The organism is Tabrizicola sp. YIM 78059 (assembly GCF_004959785.1).
Classification (GTDB): Bacteria; Pseudomonadota; Alphaproteobacteria; order Rhodobacterales; family Rhodobacteraceae; genus Tabrizicola; species Tabrizicola caldifontis.
In genome coordinates this window covers 41,091-60,207 of sequence record NZ_SJZH01000015.1, presented here as the reverse complement: position 1 = coordinate 60,207, position 19,117 = coordinate 41,091, and the positions used below count along the sequence as shown (strand labels likewise).

The 19,117-nt window shown below is 64.9% G+C and carries 24 protein-coding genes; 8 read left to right on the top strand and 16 right to left on the bottom strand.

What is annotated here, in order from left to right; translation table 11 throughout:
- Nucleotides 1-33: 33 nt before the first annotated feature.
- Genes EZM81_RS16055 through EZM81_RS16030 form a run of 6 tightly spaced genes read right to left on the bottom strand, consistent with a single transcriptional unit; the run spans nt 34 to nt 4,446 of the window.
- On the bottom strand, nt 34-372 hold the full coding sequence (locus EZM81_RS16055) for a hypothetical protein (protein ID WP_136646400.1): 339 nt from the start codon (nt 370-372) through the stop codon (nt 34-36).
- Nucleotides 369-1,154, bottom strand: a complete 786-nt coding sequence (locus tag EZM81_RS16050) for a glycosyltransferase family 25 protein (protein ID WP_248298248.1) — start codon at nt 1,152-1,154, stop codon at nt 369-371. Before EZM81_RS16050 ends, EZM81_RS16055 begins: the two co-directional genes overlap by 4 nt.
- The gene (locus EZM81_RS16045; protein ID WP_136646398.1) at nt 1,151-2,179 is read right to left on the bottom strand and encodes an N-acetylneuraminate synthase family protein; all 1,029 of its coding nucleotides are present in this window, start codon (nt 2,177-2,179) and stop codon (nt 1,151-1,153) included. Before EZM81_RS16045 ends, EZM81_RS16050 begins: the two co-directional genes overlap by 4 nt.
- A 49-nt stretch (nt 2,180-2,228) precedes the next feature.
- A complete protein-coding gene (thpR, locus tag EZM81_RS16040) occupies nt 2,229-2,771 on the bottom strand; it encodes an RNA 2',3'-cyclic phosphodiesterase (RefSeq protein ID WP_135450314.1) in 543 nt (180 codons plus the stop codon).
- Nucleotides 2,768-3,901, bottom strand: coding sequence for an acetoin utilization protein AcuC (locus EZM81_RS16035; RefSeq protein ID WP_135450344.1), 1,134 nt, complete (start codon nt 3,899-3,901; stop codon nt 2,768-2,770). Before EZM81_RS16035 ends, thpR begins: the two co-directional genes overlap by 4 nt.
- Nucleotides 3,901-4,446 carry a glutathione peroxidase gene (locus EZM81_RS16030; RefSeq protein ID WP_371685768.1) on the bottom strand — a complete coding sequence of 182 codons (546 nt, stop codon included), beginning with the start codon at nt 4,444-4,446 and terminating at the stop codon, nt 3,901-3,903. Before EZM81_RS16030 ends, EZM81_RS16035 begins: the two co-directional genes overlap by 1 nt.
- Nucleotides 4,447-4,639: 193 nt before the next feature.
- On the opposite strand from EZM81_RS16030, the gene EZM81_RS16025 reads away from it, so the two are divergent.
- The 5 genes from EZM81_RS16025 to EZM81_RS16005 all read left to right on the top strand — a co-directional run bounded on the left by EZM81_RS16025 (nt 4,640) and on the right by EZM81_RS16005 (nt 8,594).
- Entirely contained in the window at nt 4,640-5,071 is a 432-nt protein-coding gene (locus EZM81_RS16025; protein ID WP_240784121.1) for an NUDIX hydrolase, read from the top strand.
- A gap of 75 nt (nt 5,072-5,146) precedes the next feature.
- A complete protein-coding gene (locus tag EZM81_RS16020) occupies nt 5,147-5,590 on the top strand; it encodes a DUF1178 family protein (protein WP_136646397.1) in 444 nt (147 codons plus the stop codon).
- Nucleotides 5,591-5,789: 199 nt separating this feature from the next.
- Nucleotides 5,790-7,130, top strand: coding sequence for a 3-deoxy-D-manno-octulosonic acid transferase (locus EZM81_RS16015; protein WP_169052394.1), 1,341 nt, complete (start codon nt 5,790-5,792; stop codon nt 7,128-7,130).
- 76 nt (nt 7,131-7,206) lie between these two features.
- A complete protein-coding gene (kdsB, locus tag EZM81_RS16010; RefSeq protein ID WP_136646395.1) occupies nt 7,207-7,968 on the top strand; it encodes a 3-deoxy-manno-octulosonate cytidylyltransferase in 762 nt (253 codons plus the stop codon).
- A complete protein-coding gene (locus EZM81_RS16005; RefSeq protein ID WP_135450319.1) occupies nt 7,965-8,594 on the top strand; it encodes an HAD family hydrolase in 630 nt (209 codons plus the stop codon). Before kdsB ends, EZM81_RS16005 begins: the two co-directional genes overlap by 4 nt.
- A gap of 132 nt (nt 8,595-8,726) precedes the next feature.
- On the opposite strand, the gene EZM81_RS16000 is transcribed toward EZM81_RS16005, so the two are convergent.
- The 3 genes from EZM81_RS16000 to EZM81_RS15990 all read right to left on the bottom strand — a co-directional run bounded on the left by EZM81_RS16000 (nt 8,727) and on the right by EZM81_RS15990 (nt 10,009).
- Nucleotides 8,727-9,224 carry a MarR family winged helix-turn-helix transcriptional regulator gene (locus EZM81_RS16000; protein ID WP_135450320.1) on the bottom strand — a complete coding sequence of 166 codons (498 nt, stop codon included), beginning with the start codon at nt 9,222-9,224 and terminating at the stop codon, nt 8,727-8,729.
- A gap of 77 nt (nt 9,225-9,301) precedes the next feature.
- Nucleotides 9,302-9,580: a succinate dehydrogenase assembly factor 2 gene (locus EZM81_RS15995; protein WP_371685767.1), complete on the bottom strand. Its 279-nt coding sequence runs from the start codon at nt 9,578-9,580 to the stop codon at nt 9,302-9,304.
- A 15-nt stretch (nt 9,581-9,595) separates the two neighbouring features.
- The gene (locus tag EZM81_RS15990; RefSeq protein WP_136646394.1) at nt 9,596-10,009 is read right to left on the bottom strand and encodes a helix-turn-helix transcriptional regulator; all 414 of its coding nucleotides are present in this window, start codon (nt 10,007-10,009) and stop codon (nt 9,596-9,598) included.
- Nucleotides 10,010-10,106: 97 nt separating this feature from the next.
- Between EZM81_RS15990 and EZM81_RS15985 the strand changes: the two genes are divergently transcribed.
- Entirely contained in the window at nt 10,107-11,309 is a 1,203-nt protein-coding gene (locus EZM81_RS15985; protein ID WP_135450322.1) for a pyridoxal phosphate-dependent aminotransferase, read from the top strand.
- 81 nt (nt 11,310-11,390) lie between these two features.
- On the top strand, nt 11,391-11,798 hold the full coding sequence (locus tag EZM81_RS15980) for a hypothetical protein (protein WP_136646393.1): 408 nt from the start codon (nt 11,391-11,393) through the stop codon (nt 11,796-11,798).
- Nucleotides 11,799-11,866: 68 nt separating this feature from the next.
- Here the strand turns inward: EZM81_RS15980 and EZM81_RS15975 are convergent, their stop codons facing one another.
- On the bottom strand, nt 11,867-12,190 hold the full coding sequence (locus tag EZM81_RS15975; RefSeq protein ID WP_136646392.1) for a 2Fe-2S iron-sulfur cluster-binding protein: 324 nt from the start codon (nt 12,188-12,190) through the stop codon (nt 11,867-11,869).
- 107 nt (nt 12,191-12,297) lie between these two features.
- On the opposite strand from EZM81_RS15975, the gene EZM81_RS15970 reads away from it, so the two are divergent.
- Nucleotides 12,298-12,693 carry an OB-fold nucleic acid binding domain-containing protein gene (locus tag EZM81_RS15970; protein WP_135450325.1) on the top strand — a complete coding sequence of 132 codons (396 nt, stop codon included), beginning with the start codon at nt 12,298-12,300 and terminating at the stop codon, nt 12,691-12,693.
- A gap of 91 nt (nt 12,694-12,784) precedes the next feature.
- Here the strand turns inward: EZM81_RS15970 and EZM81_RS15965 are convergent, their stop codons facing one another.
- From EZM81_RS15965 to rpiA, 6 genes are all read right to left on the bottom strand, one after another.
- Entirely contained in the window at nt 12,785-14,242 is a 1,458-nt protein-coding gene (locus tag EZM81_RS15965) for a Do family serine endopeptidase (RefSeq protein ID WP_240784124.1), read from the bottom strand.
- 139 nt (nt 14,243-14,381) lie between these two features.
- Nucleotides 14,382-14,570 (bottom strand): DUF2065 domain-containing protein, encoded by a 189-nt coding sequence (locus tag EZM81_RS15960; protein ID WP_135450326.1) that lies wholly within the window; start codon nt 14,568-14,570, stop codon nt 14,382-14,384.
- Nucleotides 14,567-15,472: a protease modulator HflC gene (hflC, locus tag EZM81_RS15955; protein ID WP_371685766.1), complete on the bottom strand. Its 906-nt coding sequence runs from the start codon at nt 15,470-15,472 to the stop codon at nt 14,567-14,569. The genes EZM81_RS15960 and hflC overlap by 4 nt, the downstream gene beginning before the upstream one ends.
- Nucleotides 15,472-16,656 carry an FtsH protease activity modulator HflK gene (gene hflK / locus EZM81_RS15950; RefSeq protein WP_136646391.1) on the bottom strand — a complete coding sequence of 395 codons (1,185 nt, stop codon included), beginning with the start codon at nt 16,654-16,656 and terminating at the stop codon, nt 15,472-15,474. The genes hflC and hflK overlap by 1 nt, the downstream gene beginning before the upstream one ends.
- A gap of 77 nt (nt 16,657-16,733) precedes the next feature.
- Complete coding sequence (gor, locus tag EZM81_RS15945) at nt 16,734-18,092, bottom strand: glutathione-disulfide reductase (RefSeq protein ID WP_136646390.1); 1,359 nt, start codon at nt 18,090-18,092, stop codon at nt 16,734-16,736.
- A gap of 112 nt (nt 18,093-18,204) precedes the next feature.
- Complete coding sequence (rpiA, locus tag EZM81_RS15940; RefSeq protein WP_136646389.1) at nt 18,205-18,993, bottom strand: ribose-5-phosphate isomerase RpiA; 789 nt, start codon at nt 18,991-18,993, stop codon at nt 18,205-18,207.
- Between the last annotated feature and the right edge of the window lie 124 nt (nt 18,994-19,117).

The window sequence follows — 19,117 nt, the reverse complement described above, 5'->3', positions numbered from 1 at the left end:
GTTCTGGCTATGACGCGACAACGAGTCCTGACCCTAGGAACCCGGCAGGTCAAAAAAGGCGTCCAGATCGCGCAAGATAACCATGTCGAGGTCGACAAAAACGATGCGCCCTTTCAGTCCATGGAAGTGGCGATCGTAAATACCAAGCTTGGGCCACACGCCGCCAACGAACCAATCCTGCGGGGCCAGCCCCACATCCGGAATGGGAAACGCTTCGACATCCGGGGCCAGCCCTTCGACCCGGTCAGTCAGGCATATGAAGCGGAACGGACCGCGCATCGCGGCGCGAGCGGCCCTGTAGAGCACGTTGACATAGTCGGCTGCAAACGCAGTGCCGTATTTGAGACAACAGATAAAACGCTCGGCCGTCACGAGACATTCCTCTTTGGAAACAACATTCCTCGTTTCAGCAACCAGAATGCGCGGCGAAGATAGTTTGCAGCTTTCAGCCGGTAATGCGGCAGCCGGCTTGTCCAGTGCGGCTTCTTCACCAGGGCAAAGCCCGTGCCGGTTATCGTACTGGTGCCGCCATCGTCAGGGTGGCTGGCCCAAGGCTCGAGCCCCAGCTGGCGGTAGTCGTGCAGGAAGAAGCGGTTCAGCTCATGGTCGAGCGCCCGCGTCTGAGGCCAGAGCCGCGGCGCGAGCCGCGCCGCTACGTCACGGTGGATCAGATAGCAGGCGTTCCCCGTGAAGGGGCCGACATAGGCGTTCAGCCGGTAGCAGCCCAGCCGGGCCTGCGTAACCGGCAGCTTGGCGCGGATGCAGTTGAAGCGCACGAGATCCCACAGGTCGGCATGGGCGAGCGCCGTATCCAGCGCCTCAAGGAAATCCTCGTGGAACACAACGTCGTCCTCAAGGATCAGCGCGGCCCGGTTCGGCGATGCAATCAAGGCGTCCCAGACCGCAAGATGGCTGGCATAGACCCCCAGCTTTCCGGGCAGAAGCGGCGCACCCATGTTGCGCGCATAAGCCCCGGCATCGGCCCGCTGCATGAGGCGCGCTTCCTCGGCCCGGCCGTCGATGGCCGGGAAGAGGGTATGGTTCAGCCCCAAGGCGGCCAGCTGCGCCTCCATCCGCGCCCGCCGATCGATGTCCCGGGGCAGATTGATCAGCCAGATGCCGATATCCGCCCGCGTCAGGGGCCCGAGGCTCACCCCAAGTCCTCCCATCTCAACTGCGTGTTCCGCGTCACGGCCCGCTTCAGCCGCTTGCCCACCACCTTGTCGAAGTCATAGGCCGCGATCTCGCCCGAGCCCGGACGCCGCGCCCAGATGTCGGCCTCGGCGATCACATGGCCCTCGGGCAGGTCGCGGTCGGCCACAACCGAGCCGCGGGCGAAGCGATAGACATCCTCCTCGGGCGCGGACCGTTGCTTGGGGTTGTTCGCGGCGATCCAGATCTCCTTCGACCGGTCGATCAGGAAGCGCAGTTCCGCCGGGTCCATCGAGTTGATGATGTCCGGCCCCTTGCGATAGCGCGTGTCGGTGTAATGCCGTTCCAGGATGCAGGCGCCCAGCGCCACCGAGGCCAGTGCCATTTCCGGCCCGATGGAATGGTCGGAAAAGCCCACCACCGCTTTCGGGAAGGCCTCGCGCAGTTCGGTCACCCCGCGCAGGCTGACGATCTCGGCCGGGCTGGGGTAGAGGTTGGTGCATTCCAGAAGCGCATAGTCCACCCCGGCCTGGTCGAGGATGTCCACGCTGGCGCGGATCGTCTCGATCGTCTGCATGCCCGTGGACAGGATCACCGGCTTGCCTTTCCGCGCGATGTGGCGGATCAGCGGCAGGTTGTCGGCCTCGCCCGAGCCGATCTTGTAGGCCGGCACGTCCAGCGTTTCCAGGAAATCCGCCGCCGCCCGACTGAAGGGGGTCGAGATCCAGATCATCCCCAGGCTTTCGGTGTAACGCTTCAGCTCCGCCTCTTCGTCAAGCGACAGGGCGCAGCGTTCCATCACATGCCAGATCGAGACATCGGCGTTCGGCGGGAAGATCGACTTCGCCTCCTCCGTCATCTCGTCCTCGATGATGTGGGTCTGGTGCTTGATCATCTCGCAGCCGGCACCGGCGGCCAGGCGCACCATCTCCTTCGCCACGGCCAGATCGCCGCCGTGGTTGATGCCGATCTCGGCGATGACAAGGGGGGGATGGCCGGGGCCGATCTCGCGGTGAGCGATCTTCATGGGGGGTCTCCGTGGTTGGCATCCGTCGTGCGTCAGCCGGCCGCGCCTGTCAAGCAAGCGGATAGCGCGCCAGCACCTCATAGCGCGCGGTCTTGCCACCCAGGTGGCTTTGCCAGAGCGTCAGTTCCGTCACCACCCAAGGCGCGGTGCGGAAGCCTGCGCCAAGCGCGATCGCGCGTTCCAGCCGCGCGGCGTCTATCGGGTCGGGGGGCGGAAATCGACCGAGCGTGACATGCGGCAAGAACTTCCGCGCGTCGATCGGACAGCCGGCGCGGCGGGCGATGGTCTCGACCTTGGCTTGTAGCCGGCTCAGCTCTGGCGATGGTGCCACCCCCGCCCAGGCCGTGTGGGGCCGGTCCTTGCCGAACAGGCCAAGCCCCTGCAAGGCAAGGGCAAACCTTTCCACATGTAGGGCCTCGAACCCCTGGTGCGCGGCCTCTAGCGCCGGTTCGGGGCAGTTGCCCAGAAAGACCAGGGTCAGATGGAGGTTTTCGGGTTCGACCCGCCGCGGCAGCGGCAGAAGGAATTGCTGCACCTGACAGGCGGCTCGCACCGCTTGCGGCAGGTCGATGCCCAGGAAGGCCCGGATCATCGCTGCGCAAGCCTTGCCAGCCGGTCGCGGACCTCGGGCCGGACGTGGCCTTCGCGCGGGGCGTCGAGCAGCGTGGTCAGCATGACGGGTTCGGGCGCGGGCCGACCGCCGCCGCCCCAGCTCAGGCCCCCCAGCACTGCCTGCGCTGCCTTGGGCAGACGGTCTGGCAGATCATGCCCCGCCAGTCTGCCCCATATCGCCGTCCACAGCCGCCCGACCGACCAGGGGTTGTAGCCCCCACCGCCCAGTACCATGACGCGAGGAGCCAGCGGGATAAGCGCCTCCAGCGCCTCGAGGTAGGCCCGGTTCGACAGCGCCAGACGCGACAGCGGATCTTCCAGCAGACTGTCTGCGCCGCATTGCAGGACCAGCGCCTCGGGCCGGAACTCCGCCACCCGCGGCAGGATCAGCCCGTGCAGCACCGCCCTCGCCTCGCTGTCGTTGTAGCCCTTCGGCACCGGCATGTTGAAGGCGCTGCCGTCAGCCGCATCCTCCAGCGCGCCGGTGAAGGGCCAGCGCCCCTCTTCGTGGACCGAGATCATCCGCACCCCCGGGTCACCGGCAAACGCCAGTTCCACCCCATCGCAATGATGCGCGTCCAGATCGACATAGGCAATGCGCGAAAGGCCGGCGCCCTGCAACACCCGGATCCCCAGCACCACATCGTTCAGATAGCAGAACCCGTTCGCGCGGCCGGGCAGCCCATGATGCGTGCCGCCACCGGGGACATGGATCACCCCCGGCGTGCCCGCCAGAAGTTCGGCCGCAAGCATCGTGCCTCCTGCCCCGGTGGCAGGGCGGCGATAGACCTCGGGGAAAACCGGGTTGGACAAGGTTCCCAGGTGGTAGCGGCGGCGCATGTCCTCGGTCGCATGGCCTAGGGTCTCGGCCCGTTGCAGGGCGGCGATGTAGGCAGGATCGTGCCAGAGTGTGAGCGCCACCGGCTTGGCGCAGGGGCTGGCGCGATAGGTATGCGGCGGCAGCCAGCCAAGCGCACGGGCAAGGTCGATCACGGTCGGCACGCGGGGCACCCGCAGCGGATGCCCCGGACCATAGGACGAACCGCGATATATCTCTGATCCGATGAAAAGCGGCGCCGCAGCCTGGGCTTTCGGCGGTGGGCCCTGGATCACTTCAGCATGGCCTCGATCCGGCCAGCAATCGCGGCGCTTTCGGGCTTGACCCCCGCGCCCCAGGTTCCGGCGATGGAGCCGTCAGGCGCTATCAGCACCTTGTTGAAATTCCACCGCGGGACAAAGCCGGCGACGTCACGCACCCAGGCATAGAACGGGTGCGCCGTGCGGCCGCGGACATGGGTGATTTCGGTCATCGGAAGGGTGATGTCGAAGTTCAGTTCGCAGTATTCCTTGACCGCAGCCTCGTCGGCAAGCTCCTGATTGAAGTCGTTAGAGGGCACAGCAAGGATCAGTGCGCGGTCGCCGTAACGCTCGTGCATCGCCTGCAACGCATCGAACTGGCCGGCATAGCCGCACAGCGATGCGGTGTTGACCACCAGCACCGGCTTGCCGCGCCAGTCGGTCAGGTCGATCTCTCCCCCGTCGATCGAGGAAAAGCGGAACCTTTCCGCCGCAAGCACCGGAAGCGCCATCAGAAATGCCAGAACTGCCGCCAGAACCGCCCGCATCGACCACCCCTTCTGCCCGAATTCGTTCAAGGGAAGGTAATCCTGACCGCAAATGGGTCAAATCCATGGGAAAAGCCTGTAAAACGCTTGTGATCCGTGCCATCTTGACCCTGAGGCAGCTACAGGTGGCCAGACCCGGAAACCGGGCGGCAGGAATGGCAAGGCAATGGGTAGAAGCGACAAGATAGCAGCATTCAGTGGTGACCGCGGTTCTGGCGTGCGGATGCAATATGGTGCCCTTTGCTGGCGCGAAGGCGAAAAGGGTGTTGAGGTTCTGCTGATCACCAGCCGGGATACCGGGCGTTGGGTTATTCCCAAGGGTTGGCCGGTGGCGGGCCTGGCCCCCGAGGACACGGCCGCCAAGGAAGCCTGGGAGGAAGCCGGGGTCAAGGGCGTGACGAACCCGGTTTGCCTTGGCCGTTACGGCTATCACAAGGTTCTGGGGGCGACAGCGCAGGTGCCTTGCGCGGTGGCGGTCTATGGCCTGCGGGTCGAACGGCTGGCCGACAAGTTTCCAGAGGCCGGGGAACGGCGCCGCGCCTGGTTCCCCCCTGCCACGGCTGCCGGACTGGTGAATGAACCTGACCTCGCCGCGCTGATTGCCAGCTTCAGGCCGCCGCAGAAGGGGCGCCCGGGACCGATTTCAGGGGAATAGTGCCCAGACACTCACCCATTGACCTTGGCGCGGCAATCCTTAGCTATTGCCCGTTGTGACCGCAGGACCCGGGCGATGATCCGCTACAGTCTGAAATGCAAGGCCGGGCACGGCTTTGACAGTTGGTTCCAGAATGCCGAGGCCTTCTCGGCGCTTCAGTCCGCCGGCCAGGTGGCCTGTCCAATCTGCGGCACGGCTTCGGTCGAAAAGTCACTCATGGCCCCTGCCGTGCGCCCGTCCCGGAAGGCAGAGGCCCGGGCCATGCGGGCGGATGCCCCCGCACTGACCGAGCCTCAGTCGGAGCTGGAAGCCGCCATCGCAGCCCTGCGCCGCCAGATCGAAGAGAATTCCGACTACGTCGGCATGAACTTTGCCACCGAGGCACGGCGGATGCATCTTGGCGAAGTGCCGGAACGTCCGATCCACGGCGAGGCGCGGCTTGAAGAAGCGCGAAAGCTGATCGAGGAAGGGGTGCCGGTTGCCCCCCTGCCCTTCCTGCCTGCCCGCAAGGTGAACTGAGGCTCACGCTCTCCAACGATCGGCCGAAACGCCATCGCGTTCTGCCCGGCAGCGCGATCGACAGGCGTTGACCTTGCCGGAAATCCGGTTCAAGCCGCGCGTCACAGGATCAGGGCAACGGATTTCCGAGATGCCGTTCTTCGACTGCCTTGGCCTGATCCTGTCAGGCAGATCTGCGGCGGCTGGCAAGGGATCGCGAATGGGTTTCACGGAAGCGGAACGCAAGGCCTGGGCCGACATGCGGGTGCAGGAGCGGCTGCTCCTGCACCTCTATCGTCTGGTAACCCGGCTTCTTCCGGACAGGCTGATAACAATGGTCCTGCGCCGTATCGCCGACCGAAAACCCGACGAAGAAGACCCTGACAGGATCGGCGAACGTCTGGCCCTTGGCATGGCGGCGCGACCCGAGGGCCGGCTGGTCTGGATGAACGCCATAGGCCCTGGCGACGCCACCATGCTCTTGCCGCTTATCCGGGCGGTTCTGGCACATGACGACACGACCATCTGTCTGGTCACGACACGCACGGCCTCGGCCCAGAGGGTGTTCGCCCGCTTCCGTGGCCTGAATCGTGTCATCGTACAGCTCATGCCATTGGACAAGCCGTCGGCGATCCGCCGCTTCCTTGACCATTGGCGCCCCGAACTTGCAATCTACGGCGAGCTGGAAACCTGGCCGAACGCGCTGACGGAACTGAAGGCGCGGGCCGTGCCGGTTGCGCTGGTGAACGCCCAACTGAACGGCAGGCTGGGCCGGGCACTGCGCCGGAAGCCCGGCATCGCCAGGTGGATGGCGGCGCATATCGACTATCTGCATCTGCTCACCGAAGCCGAAGCGCGCGAAGCCAGAGACTGGTTCCGCCAGGACTGCCAGATCGTCGTTGCCCGCAACCTGAAGATGGATGCACCCGCTCTGCCGGTCTCGACCGAAATCACCGGCGCGGTGCGGGCAGCCTGGGGTAGTGCGCCAGTCCTGACCTGTGCCTCGGTTGCCAATTCCGAGATCGGCCGCCTGCTGGAAGCGACAAGGATCCTGCGGCAGTATCTTCCCGATCTGCGGCTGATCCTCGTGCCACGCTGGATCGATCAGGGCGCTGCGATTGCCGATCAGGTCCGCGAAACAGGCATGCCTTTCACACGGCGGTCGGCAGGTAAGCTGCCGGCACCGCAGGATGTCGTCCTTGTTGCCGACAGCTATGGCGAAATGGGTAACTGGATCGACCTCGCCTTCGTGGTGTTCATGGGCCATACGTTCGACCGGGGCATCGGTCACAACCCGTTCGAACCGATAGCCCAGCGCCGGATGATCCTGTCAGGCTCAATCCCAAGCCTTCTGCACGCCGATTACCAGTATCTGGCCGACCAGGGCCTGTGTCATGTGACCCCGGATGCCGCCGCAGTCGCCGGAACGGCCCTGCGGCTGTGGCGGGATCCTGCGCTGCGGCAGCGTGGCTTCGAAGGGCACGAAGCGGCGCGCGGCTTTTCGGCGCGGATGACGGAGGAGATGCTGGCCCTGCGCGGCGGATCACGCACCGTTGGCTGATACGGCACAACTTGCTGGCCCGCGCCCCCCGACTGGCGTACAGCTGTCCGAGGAGCATTCTTCAGCGATAGTCCACATGCCAGACCGCATTGTTGCCCTGATTCCCGCCCGCATGGAAAGTTCGCGGCTGCCGGGTAAGCCGCTGCTCGACATCTGCGGCCTGCCGATGATCGTTCATGTTGCGCGGCGCACCTTGCTGTCGAACCGTGTGGATCAGGTGGTCGTCTGCACGGATTCCGTCGAGATCCTGCTGGCCTGCGAACAGCACGGAGTGGACGTCTGCCTTACCCGTGCCAGCCATGTCAACGGTACCGAACGCATCGCCGAGGCCAGCGAAGCCCTTGGACTGACCGACCAAGACATCATCATCGACGTTCAGGGGGACGAGCCCTTCGTTCGCCCTGAATATGTCGAGCAGGTCGCCGATTTCATGGCATCGACTGATTACCGCTGCGTCGTGCCCTATCAGTTGATGGACGACTACGACAACGTCAACCGGGTCAAGATCGTGGCCAGCGGCGACCGGGTCATCTATTTTTCGCGCAGCGATATTCCCTGCTATTTCGGAGCCTTGCGCCAGCCGCTGAAAAAGCACCTCAGCGTGATCGGTTTCCGTCTGCCCGCCCTGCGCGCCTTCGCCGCCGCCCGGCCAACCCCGCTGGAAGACATCGAGCGGATCGAGCTGATGCGGCTGATCGAGCTGGGCGAACCGATCGGAACTTTTCCCCAGGAAGGCTCCAGCCTGTCTGTCGACACACCCGAGGACTACAGGCTGGCCTGCCGGATGATGGAGCGGGACACCCTTTTTCTTGAGCAGATCGCGGGGGCCAGGACATGACGACGGTGGTCAGGCACGTCTCCTTCGATCTGGATGGAACACTGATCGATTCCTTCGACGTCATGCGCGAATCCTGGGAGGCAGCGACCCGCGAACTGGGCATCCGGTGCGGCTTCGAACGCTACCGGAACTATGTCGGCCTGCCATTCGACCGGATTCTCGACAACCTCGGCCTTTCGGACATGCGGGTCGAACTGGCCTCTCTCTACTTTGCGGGCACGCGCGCCCGGCAAGACCGGATCACTGTCGTTGAAGGTGCGGCAGAGATTCTGGACAAAGTGCGGCAGCGCGGGTTTGGGTCTTCCGTCATCACATCGAAGCCGCGAGCCAATGCCGAACCGCTGTTGCGCGATCTTGGTCTTGCGGTCGATCTGCTGATCTGCGCCGACGATGTTGCGCGCGGCAAGCCAGACCCGATGTCAGCCCACCTTCTTTGCAGCCGGTTTGACCTGGCACCGGCCGAGGTGCTTTATGTCGGGGACATGGTTTTCGACCTCCAGTTCGCAATCAACGGCGGACTGCAATTCCTGATGTTCACCAACCAGGGCCGCAACCGTTTGCCTGCCAATCTCCGCAACCCATTGCGCACTGTCGCGACACTTGCGGAAGTGGCATCCAGTTTCTGAGCTTGCCGGGAATCATCGCCAATGCCTGCCCGGGGCACTGAGCATCATCACAGCCAGCGACCCGCCCCGCGCTTGACCTGAATCCTTGCAGGCCCGCTGCTACGCCCGTGGCCGCCGTCACGCACACCGGGGTCAATAGATATAGCGGATCTGGTCGGCCCAGAACCGTTCCATCCGTCTGAGCGCAAGGTTGATGTCGTCCATCCCCTTGGCATCGATCAGGTTGCGGCGTTGCATGCCTTCGGCATGCCGGGCAAAGAGATCGCACAACAGCCCGCGCACCTGTCGCCCCTTTTCGGTCAGCCGCACCCGCACCGAACGGCGGTCGATTTCGGATCTCTGGTGATGCATGTAGCCCAGCTCCACCAGCTTCTTCAGGTTGTAGCTGACGTTCGATCCCTGGTAGTAGCCGCGCGACTTCAGCTCACCCGCCGTCACCTCGTTCTCGCCGATATTGAACAGCAGAAGCGCCTGGACCGAATTGATTTCCAGAATGCCCAGACGTTCGAATTCGTCCTTGATCACATCCAGCAACAGGCGATGCAGCCGCTCTACCAGACCGAGATTGTCAAGATAGCAGGACAGGAATGCCTTCTGCGAACCGTCCAGCACCGGGGCAAGGTTTGACATACCGTTTCTCCACCGTTCGGATCGGCACAGAATCGGCACAACCGGAAAACATTCCGTAAACTTCGCTGACGCCTGCCTCAGATATCCCGGAAAAGCCGCGCGCGGGCGAAAGCGGCGATCCGTTCCAGCAACGGAGCCAGCGTCGGCGGGGGCGCCGACTGGCCAAGGATCCAGGCCATCAGATCCTGGTCGTTCTCTGACAGGATCGCATCGTAGGTGGCGAGGTCCGTCTCGTCCAGACTGGCCAGATGCGCATCGGCAAAGGGGCCAAGGATCAGATCCATTTCCTTGGTCCCCCGCCTCCAGGACCGCATCGACATCCGCTTCAGCCGTGTTTCCACCATCTCGCCCGTCATGTCAGCACCGTCTTCCTAGGCCGCAGAGCGCATCGCCTGCCGCATGTCACGCTCTAGCTGCGCCAGATCCTCGGCAAGCTCCAGGGCACGCGCCCGCATACGCCGCAGATCGGCCAAGGTTGCCTCGGCCGCCGGCGTCAGGGGTATGGGGCACGCGACGGGGCCGGCCAGACCGTCGCCCTCAGCGGTCAGCAGCCAGCCTATCGAGACGTTCAGCATTCCAGCCAACATCTGCAACCGGTTGCCCCGCGGCTCGGCCAGGTCTTCCTCCCAGTTCTGCAAGGTGGTCAGGCGAACCCCCAGACGCTGGGCCAGATCTGCCTGGGTCAGGCCCGCAGCCTCGCGCGCGCCGGCCAGTCGGTCGCCGAAAGTTGCCACGTCGGGTGCATACCAGTCGTTCTGCGGGGTTTCGGGGCTGCTTTCCGCCATCAGGCCTCTCCTTACTGCGATATCGCTTGTGTCGGTTGGGGGGCCACCCTAAGACCTGCAGCCGAAAATCGCAAACCGCCTGACGGAGTTACCGCCGATGGCCTTCCTGTCCGACACGCTTTCCCGCGTCAAACCTTCGCCCACCATCGCCGTGACCAGCAAGGCGGCACAGCTGAAGGCCGAGGGCCGAGACGTGATCGGACTGGGCGCGGGCGAGCCCGATTTCGACACGCCCGAGCACATCCGCGAGGCTGCCAAACGCGCGATCGATGCCGGGCGCACGCGCTATACGGCGGTCGATGGCATCCCCGAGCTGAAGGCCGCAATCTGCGCCAAGTTCCTGAAGGAAAATGGCCTGACCTACACGCCTGGGCAGGTATCGGTGGGCACCGGCGGCAAGCAGATCCTCTACAACGCGCTGATGGCGACGTTGAATCCGGGCGACGAGGTCATCATCCCTGCGCCCTACTGGGTAAGCTATCCCGACATGGTGCTGCTGGCCGGCGGCACGCCGGTGCCGGTCGTGGCGGGGATCGAGACCGGGTTCAAGCTGACGGCCGACCAGCTGGAAGCCGCGATCACGCCGAAGACCAAGTGGTTCATCTTCAACAGCCCTTCGAACCCGACGGGCGCGGGCTACACGCGCAGCGAACTGAAGGCGCTGACGGAGGTTCTGATGCGCCATCCGCATGTCTGGGTGATGTCTGACGACATGTATGAACACCTCGTCTTCGATGACTTCGAATTCTGCACCCCGGCCGAGGTGGAACCCGGCCTCTACGACCGCACGCTGACCTGCAACGGCGTATCCAAGGCCTATGCGATGACCGGCTGGCGGATCGGCTATGCTGCCGGCCCCGTGGCGCTGATCAAGGCCATGGGAACGATCCAGTCGCAATCGACGTCGAACCCCTGTTCCATCAGCCAGTATGCCGCGCTGGAGGCGTTGTCGGGACCGCAGGACTTTCTGGCCGACTGGCGTCGGGTGTTCCAGGGGCGGCGCGATCTGGTGGTGTCGATGCTGAACCAGGCGCCGGGCATCCGCTGCCCGAAACCGGAAGGCGCCTTCTATGTCTATCCCGACATCTCGGCCCTGATCGGCAAGGCCACGCCAGCAGGCACCGTCATCACCAACGACGAGGTCTTCGCGACTGCGCTTCTGGAGGAAACCGGCGTTGCCGTGGTCTTTGGCGCAGCCTTCGGCCTGTCGCCGAATTTCCGCGTCAGCTATGCCACCTCGGACGAGGTGCTGCGCGAGGCCTGCGCCCGGATCCAGCGCTTCTGTGCCTCTCTGGTCTGATCCGCACGGCTTGACGGACCGGCCGCACTGGGGAAGGAATGGCGGGCGTGGTGGTGCCGCCCAGCCATACCGGAGTCATGCATGAGCATCGAGTTGCCCGAGTACTACTTTCGCGTCCGCGAGAACGGTGCCGTGGTCTTCCGGGTCGGCACGGAAAACCGCCAGCGCCGGATCGAGATGGACGAGATCGCGGTGGTGAACGTCAGGAACGGCACCATCAAGCCGCATGGCAGTGTCACGCTGACCGATGCGGACATGGCCGCGATCAAGAACTGGATTGCGGCCCGTCAGGCCCAGCTTGCGGCGCGCGAGGTGGATGACATCCTGCGCACGGTCGATCACCTGAACCTGACGACGCAATGGGTGCAGTCGCGGGCGACGGACGAACAGCTGGAGGCGGTGACGGACGTGCTGCTGCTGACTATGCACGACCTGCGCTCGGTCCTGGTGCGCAAGAAGGCCGAACGGCTGACCAAACCCGGCGACTGACCCCCTGTTCGTTCGACGCCCTGTCCCTGCCGGCCGGCAAGGACATGACGTCATCGGCGCGCCTTGGCTCAGATCTGCTTTTCCGGCATCTGCACCCGCAGCCCATCAAGCGCGTCGGTAACCTTCAGCTGGCACGTCAGGCGCGACCGCACCGGGTCGGGGTTCCATGCGAAATCCAGCATGTCCTGCTCCATGCTGTCCTTGGGGGGCAGCCGGTCCACCCAGGCGGGATCGACATAGACATGGCAGGTCGAACAGGCGCAGGCACCGCCACAATCGGCCTCGATCCCCGGAATGCCGTTGTCGCGCGCGCCTTCCATCACGGTCAGGCCATTCGGCACGTCCACGACATGTTCGCGGCCGGAGTGTTCGACATAGGTGATCTTTGCCATTCTCGTCTCCCGGGGGGTCTTTGGCATTGGACATAGGCCAAATTCCGCGGCTTTGCCAGAGGGGCGCGGCGCTTGCCGCTGCTCGCGGATGTTCTATTATTGTTCCTATGCCTGATTGTCCCCCGCCCCCTGGCCGCAACTGGCCCCGCCCGCCCCTGGCCCTGCCTGCCGCACGGCTTGCCGAGCCGCCGCATGGCGCAAGGGTCACGGTGGCAGGGCTGGTTCTGGTGCGGCAGCGGCCGGGCACGGCCAAGGGGGTGATCTTCGTCACGCTGGAGGACGAGACGGGCACCGCAAATGTGGTCGTCTGGGCGCAGGTCTACGAACGTTTCCGCCGCGCGGTGATCGCCGGGCGGCTGCTGCGCGTCACCGGACGGCTGCAACGCGAGGCAGGGGTGGTTCACGTGGTCGCCGAGCTTATCGAGGATCTTTCCCCGCTGCTCGACCACCTTCTGGACCCCGGCTTCCGTCCCGACGGTGTGCGGGCGGGCGATCAACCCTGAAGACCCCACCGGGCACCTTCGTCGGCACAAGCTGATCCTGCGCCTCTTGGCGGCAAGACAACGCCCGCCGCCATGTCGGTTCAACCTGCCACTATTCGATCGACAGAGCGACGAAGCGCGGATCACCACCGCGGCGGACCATGACAAGAATCGACTTCCTGCCCGCGGCCTTGGCCTCGGCGATCCGATCCTCAAGATCCTGGAGTCCTGTAACTGGGAGCTGCCCGACTTCGGTAATCACCTCGCCTTCCTGCAACCCCTTCGTGAAGGCCTCGGATGACGGATCCACCGCCAGGATTGCGAGCCCCTGCGCCGAGGCTTCCAGCCCCAGGCGTGAACGGATCTCGTCATCCAGAGGTGCAAGCGTCAGGCCAAGCGTCTCGGTCTGCTTCGGCTCATCGGCGCCCGGCGCGGACGCAGGAACGGCCGCGGCCTCGGCCTCTTCGCGCCGGCCAAGCGTCACGGAAAGCGTCTCGGTCCGGCCGTTCCGCAGAACGATCACCGGCACGGCCTTTCCGATCGGGGCATCGGCCACACGACGGGTCAGGTCACCCGCGCTGGTCACCGGCTGACCATCGAAACCGGTGATGACATCCCCTGCCAGCACACCGGCTTCCTTTGCCGGACCGTCCGGCACCTGTGTCACCAGCGCCCCCGCGGCCTCGGCCAGGCCCATCGCCTCGGCGACATCCGGTGTCACGTCCTGGATGCGCACGCCCAGCCAGCCACGGCGCGTTTCGCCGAATTGCTTCAGCTGATCCACAACCTTCGCCACGACATTGGATGACATCGAGAAGCCGATCCCGATCGACCCCCCGTTCGGGGACAGGATTGCCGTGTTCACGCCGATCACCTGCCCGTCCATGTTGAAGAGCGGGCCGCCCGAGTTGCCGCGGTTGATCGCGGCATCGGTCTGGATGTAGTCGTCATATGCCCCACGGTTCAACTCGCGGCCGCGGGCCGAAACGATCCCGGCGCTGACCGAGAACCCCTGGCCAAGGGGGTTGCCCATCGCCATGACCCAATCGCCCACGCGCATGAGGTCGGAATTACCGAAGGTGACGAAGGACAAAGGCTCGCCCGCCTCGACCTTCAGCAGCGCGATGTCGGTCTTGGGATCCTTGCCCACGACCTTGGCGGGAAGCTTCTTGCCCGAAAAGAACTCGATCATGATTTCATCGGCGCCTTCGATGACGTGGTTGTTCGTCACGATGTAGCCGTCTTCCGAGATCACGAAACCCGAACCCAGGGCTTCGGACCGCTGCGCACCACCACCGCCACCCGGCCCACCGAAATCGTCGAAGAAGTCCTGGAACGGGTTGCCCTCGGGCAAACGCGGCATTCCGTTCGTCGGAGCGGCGACTAGCGCCGAGGTGGTGATGTTCACGACCGCCGGGCTGACCTGCTGTGCCAGGTCGGCAAAGCTTTCCGGCGCCCCGAACGCCTGCACTTCGGCGGCCGGAGCGAGGCTGAGACCGAAGCCCAGAACCAGCGCCAGAAGCGTGCTGGACCGAAGCGCGTTGCGGATTGAGGGGGTAAGATCGGGCACGACGTTGACTCCTGTTCATCGGTCGGAGTGGCGGACGCGCTGGTCGCGCCCGGCGAGACACGGACGAAAGAACAATTAGTGAAGCGGCGGCGCAATGCAAACCCCGTCACAAGGCATCAAGGCCATGTGAAGGAATTTGTCACCCGCCGCGCGCCAGCCAGACCAGAACCACACCCAGGGCCAGCGCGCCCAGCCCGATCATCCGCCGGCGTTCCTCGCTGAAGGTCAGGATCAGACGCAGCGCATCCTCGATGCGGCGAGGGGCCAGTGCAAGCACCAGCCCCTCGACGGCAAGCACCAGCCCAATGGCCAGAAGCACGAAGCTCATGGTGCCGCGGGCGCCACCGGGGCAGGCGCGGCCACAGCAGGCGCCCTGTCGCTGCGCAGATAGTCGAAGAACTCGCTGTCGGGCTGCATTACGATCGACGAATTCTGGCCCTTCAGACTGGCCTCGTAGGCCGACAGCGACCGGATGAAGGCGAAGAACTCCGGATCCAGGCCATAGGCTTCCGCCAGGATCCGGTTGCGTTCCGCATCGGCCTCACCGCGGATGACATCGGCCTGACGCCGGGCGTCCGAGGTCAACTCGACCACGGTCCGATCTGCGGCGGCGCGAACACGCTGTGCCGCTTCGCCACCGCGGGCGATCTCGTCGGCCGCTTCGCGTTCGCGTTCCGCCCGCATGCGGGCGAAGGTCGCTGCCAGGTTCTGCTCGGGCAGGTCTGTGCGGGTCAGGCGCACGTCGATCACCTCGATGCCAAGGTTGGCGGCCTGACGCCGGGCGATGTCGCGGATGCGGTTCATCAGCGCGGTGCGATCTTCCGACAGCACGCGGTTCGAAGGCACCGAACCCAATACTTCCTGGATCGCGGGGTTCACGATTCCTTCAAGGCGCCGCAGTGCCGCCGTTTCGCCGCCGGTGCCGACGGCTTCGCGGAACTCGACCAGGTTGACGATGCGCCAGCGCGCGAAGGCATCGACCACGAGGCGGCGGTCATCCAGCATCGTGACTTCGATCGGCGTGGTCGGCAGGCCGAGGATACGGTCTTCGTAGTAGACGACCTCCTGAATGAAGGGCAGCTTGAAGCCAAGGCCCGCATCCTCTTTCACCTGGGCGACCTGGCCGAATTGCAGCACCAGCGCCTTCTTGCGTTCGTCCACGATGAAGATCGACGACAGGCCGATCACCAGGAGCACGGCGATTACGGGAAGAATGACAATCGCGCGCATCAGTTGGTTCCTCCCGTCGAAGACGCGGCCGCGGGTGCGGTCGTGCCCCGTCCAAGTTCGTTCAAGGGCAGGAAGGGCAGCACACCCTGTCCGCCCTCGCCGCCGGCAACGCCGTCAAGGATGACCTTGTTCATGCCACCGAACACCCGTTCCATCGTCTCGATGTAAAGCCGCCGCCGGGTGACCTCGGGGGCCTTCACATATTCCTCGTATACGGAAAGGAACCGCGCGGCCTCACCCTGGGCAGTGTTGACCGCCTGGGCGCGATAGGCCTCGGCCTCTTCCAGAAGCTGCGCTGCCGCGCCGCGGGCACCCGCAGTCACGCGGTTCGCGTAGGCGTCGGCCTCCTTCTCCAGGGTGTCGCGCTGCTGCTGAGCAGCCTGCACTTCGCGGAAGGCGTCGATCACCTCACGCGGGGGCTGGGCACGTTGCAGGTTCACGCGGATCACGTTGATGCCGGCATTGTAGCTGTCCAGCGTGCCCTGAATCGACTGCTGCACGTCCGCCGCGATCACACCCCGGTCACGGTTCAGGATCGGCGAAAGTTCCGACCGCGCCACGATGTCGCGCATCGCGCTTTCGCTGACGGCGCGGATCGTGTCCTCGGGGTCGGCCAGGTTGAACAGGTATTTCTCGGGGTCCGATATGTTCCAGACCACCTGAAAGCCGATATCCACGATGTTCTGGTCGCGCGTCAGCATCAGGCCGCTGTCGTTGCCGCCCGCAGAGATGCCGATGTCGGTCGTCCGTTCGCCCGTCACCTGGACCTTTTCGTACGTCACGACCGGCCACGGCGCAAAGTTCAGGCCCGGATTGCCCACACCCGCACTTTCGCCCAGGAACAGTTCGACCGACCGTTCCTCGGGCCGGACCGTGTAGAACGACATGAAGCTCCACAGCGCCACCGCCGCCAGTGCGCCCAGCGCGACACCCTGCCGGGTGATCATCGGCCCGCCCGCGCCGCCGCTCGGGCCGCCCGAACCGCCGCCAAAGCCGCCCCGGCCGCGACCGCCCATCAGCACGCGCAGCTGTTCCTGACCGCGCTTCATCAGCTGGTCGATCTCGGGGATCTGGGGGCCCGGGTCGCCGCGACGCCCGCCGCGACGGTCGTCGTCGCCGCCCCTGTTCCGGTCGTCGCCGCCCGAACCGCCTCCGCCCCCCCAGGGACCTCCGCTTCCTGCCATTGATCAGAACCTCTCTATTCTTCTGTTGCCTTAGCTGTGCATCTCTGCCCGGAAATCAAGCCGATGAAATGACACAATCAGGCCGTTCGGACCGGTTTTCGCATCGTGACCAGTTCTTCGGCCATGGTGGGGTGAACCGCGCAGGTCCGATCGAAGTCTTCCTTCGTCGCCCCCATGCGAATTGCAATGGCCGCCATCTGGATCAGTTCCCCCGCCTCGGGCGCCACGATGTGGCAACCCAGAACCTTGCGCGTTGCCCGACTGACGACAAGCTTCATCAGAACCCGGTCGCCATGCCCGGCAAAGGCGCTGCGCATCGGACGGAAGGCCGTGGCGTAAACCTCGATCGGCTCCTGCTCGCGCGCAGCCTCTTCGGTCAGGCCGACCGATCCCAGTTCGGGCTGCGTAAAGACCGCCGAGGCGACAAGTTCGTGGTCAAAGGCAGTGGGACGCCCACCGAAGACGGTATCGGCAAAGGCATGGCCCTCGCGAATGGCCACCGGGGTCAGGTTAATGCGGCCGGTCACGTCGCCGACGGCATGGATCGATGGCACGGCAGTCTGGCTGAACCGGTCGACGATCACTTCTCCCATGCGGCCAAGCCTGACGCCAAGTTCGGCCAGGCCCAGGCCTTCGGTATTGGGCCGGCGGCCGGTGGCCGACAGCACCAGGTCATATTCCCGGTCCGCCCCGTCGGTCGTCACCGCCCGGATGCCGCCCGATGTGCGTTCCAGCCGCATCACGTCGGTGCCACACCTTATCTCGATCCCGGCGGCCTGCATGCCGGTGGCGACATGGCCGCGTGCCTCGTCATCGAACCCGCGCAGGATCTGCGCACCGCGGTAAACCTGAGTGACCTTCACCCCCAGACCGTTCAGGATGCAGGCAAATTCGCTGGCGACATAGCCACCGCCCACGATCAGCGCACGGTCCGGCAGGGCGGGAAGGTGGAACATCTCGTTCGAGGTGACGGCAAGCTCGGCCCCGGGAATGTCAGGCACGAATGGGCGGCCACCCGTGGCAACCAGAATGTGCTTGGCCGTGACCTCCTGCCCCGTGGCAAGCCGCACCCGGTGCGGATCGACAAGCGTGGCGCGTGTGTCGTGAAGCGTCACCCCGGCATTGATCAGCGTATTGCGATAGGCATTTTCCAGCCGGTCCAGTTCGGTTTCCAGCCGGCCGCGGAAGGCTGCCCAATCGAAGCGGGTATCCCACATCTCCCAGCCGTAGGCGCGGGCCTCTTCGAAGGCTGCCGGAAAGCCCGAGGCATAGACCATCAGCTTCTTCGGCACGCAGCCCCGGATGACGCAGGTGCCGCCCATCCGGCTTTCCTCGGCCAGGCCCACCTTCGCGCCCCAGTCACCTGCCGCAACGCGCGCCGCCCTCACCCCGCCCGAGCCGCCACCGATGACGAAGAGATCGTAGTCGAAGGTCATTTCCGATTCCGTCTGCCGCTGTTTCGCCCGGCACGCTGGTCAGGCGCCGGGGCACACGAAAGGGGTTGCAGGCATCGCGCCCTGCCGTTTCCCCGGCAAGGCCCGCCGCCGCTCAGTCGCCGAGATCGGCGAAGATGTTCAAGGTCTGCGCCACGTCTATCGCGACATCCTCTACCATGCCCGAATTGATGTCGCGCACCGTGACCCGCCCGTCGCCGTTGCCGATCACCACGATGTCGCAGATGTCGATGAACAGGCCGTTCTCCACCACGCCGGGAATCTGGTTCAGCACAAGCGCCAGCTGGCGGGGGTTGCCGATCCGCTTCAGATTCAGATCAAGGATGTAATGCCCCTCATCTGTCTTCAGCGGCTTGTCGCGGTCAAGGCGCAGGCTCACCTCGCGATTCAGCACATCGAGGCTGTAAAGCGTTTCCTCGATCAGCGCCTTCGTCGTCTGCCAGCCGAAGGGTATCACCTCGACCGGCAGGGGAAAGGCACCCAGCTGCGCCACTTCCTTGGCCGCATCCGCGATCACGATCATGCGGTCGCTTGCCGTGGCCACGATCTTTTCCTGCAGCAGCGCCGCACCGCCACCCTTGATCAGGTTCAGGTGCGGGTCGAATTCGTCAGCGCCGTCGATTGTCAGATCCAACCATTTCACGTCGTCCATGGGAACGACCCGGATCCCGAGCCCGGTCGCCAGTTCCGCCGTGCGCCGCGAGGTCGCGACGCAGGTCAGTTTCAGACCCTCCGTCTTCACGCGCTCAGCCAGGCAGCGCACCATCCACGCGGCAGTCGAGCCGGTTCCCAGCCCAAGTTTCATGCCGTCCTCGACAAAATCCACCGAACGGCGCGCGGCCGCATATTTTGCCTTGTCCATAGGCGAAAGCTCGGCAGTCATCGCATCACTCCCCTTTTCCCCCCATTAGCGCAAAGGCTCGTTCAGGGCGAGGGGGTTCTGTCCGCCGTTCCGATCGTCGTGTCAGGTCGCGCCCGGGCATTCACGGCCGGGACACATCGCGCTG

Bases quoted from the DNA above. Each gene is read 5' to 3' on its own strand.
- EZM81_RS16015 (WP_169052394.1), top strand. From the start codon at position 5,790: ATGGGTTTCACGGAAGCGGAACGCAAGGCCTGGGCCGACATGCGGGTG.
- EZM81_RS16000 (WP_135450320.1), bottom strand. From the start codon at position 9,224: ATGTCAAACCTTGCCCCGGTGCTGGACGGTTCGCAGAAGGCATTCCTG.
- rpiA (WP_136646389.1), bottom strand. From the start codon at position 18,993: ATGACTGCCGAGCTTTCGCCTATGGACAAGGCAAAATATGCGGCCGCG.
- hflK (WP_136646391.1), bottom strand. From the start codon at position 16,656: ATGGCAGGAAGCGGAGGTCCCTGGGGGGGCGGAGGCGGTTCGGGCGGC.
- EZM81_RS16020 (WP_136646397.1), top strand. From the start codon at position 5,147: ATGATCCGCTACAGTCTGAAATGCAAGGCCGGGCACGGCTTTGACAGT.
- EZM81_RS15995 (WP_371685767.1), bottom strand. From the start codon at position 9,580: ATGACGGGCGAGATGGTGGAAACACGGCTGAAGCGGATGTCGATGCGG.
- EZM81_RS15960 (WP_135450326.1), bottom strand. From the start codon at position 14,570: ATGAGCTTCGTGCTTCTGGCCATTGGGCTGGTGCTTGCCGTCGAGGGG.
- EZM81_RS15975 (WP_136646392.1), bottom strand. From the start codon at position 12,190: ATGGCAAAGATCACCTATGTCGAACACTCCGGCCGCGAACATGTCGTG.
- hflC (WP_371685766.1), bottom strand. From the start codon at position 15,472: ATGCGCGCGATTGTCATTCTTCCCGTAATCGCCGTGCTCCTGGTGATC.
- EZM81_RS15985 (WP_135450322.1), top strand. From the start codon at position 10,107: ATGGCCTTCCTGTCCGACACGCTTTCCCGCGTCAAACCTTCGCCCACC.
- EZM81_RS15970 (WP_135450325.1), top strand. From the start codon at position 12,298: ATGCCTGATTGTCCCCCGCCCCCTGGCCGCAACTGGCCCCGCCCGCCC.
- thpR (WP_135450314.1), bottom strand. From the start codon at position 2,771: ATGATCCGGGCCTTCCTGGGCATCGACCTGCCGCAAGCGGTGCGAGCC.
- kdsB (WP_136646395.1), top strand. From the start codon at position 7,207: ATGCCAGACCGCATTGTTGCCCTGATTCCCGCCCGCATGGAAAGTTCG.
- EZM81_RS16045 (WP_136646398.1), bottom strand. From the start codon at position 2,179: ATGAAGATCGCTCACCGCGAGATCGGCCCCGGCCATCCCCCCCTTGTC.
- EZM81_RS15990 (WP_136646394.1), bottom strand. From the start codon at position 10,009: ATGGCGGAAAGCAGCCCCGAAACCCCGCAGAACGACTGGTATGCACCC.
- gor (WP_136646390.1), bottom strand. From the start codon at position 18,092: ATGACCTTCGACTACGATCTCTTCGTCATCGGTGGCGGCTCGGGCGGG.
- EZM81_RS15980 (WP_136646393.1), top strand. From the start codon at position 11,391: ATGAGCATCGAGTTGCCCGAGTACTACTTTCGCGTCCGCGAGAACGGT.
- EZM81_RS16025 (WP_240784121.1), top strand. From the start codon at position 4,640: ATGCAATATGGTGCCCTTTGCTGGCGCGAAGGCGAAAAGGGTGTTGAG.
- EZM81_RS16005 (WP_135450319.1), top strand. From the start codon at position 7,965: ATGACGACGGTGGTCAGGCACGTCTCCTTCGATCTGGATGGAACACTG.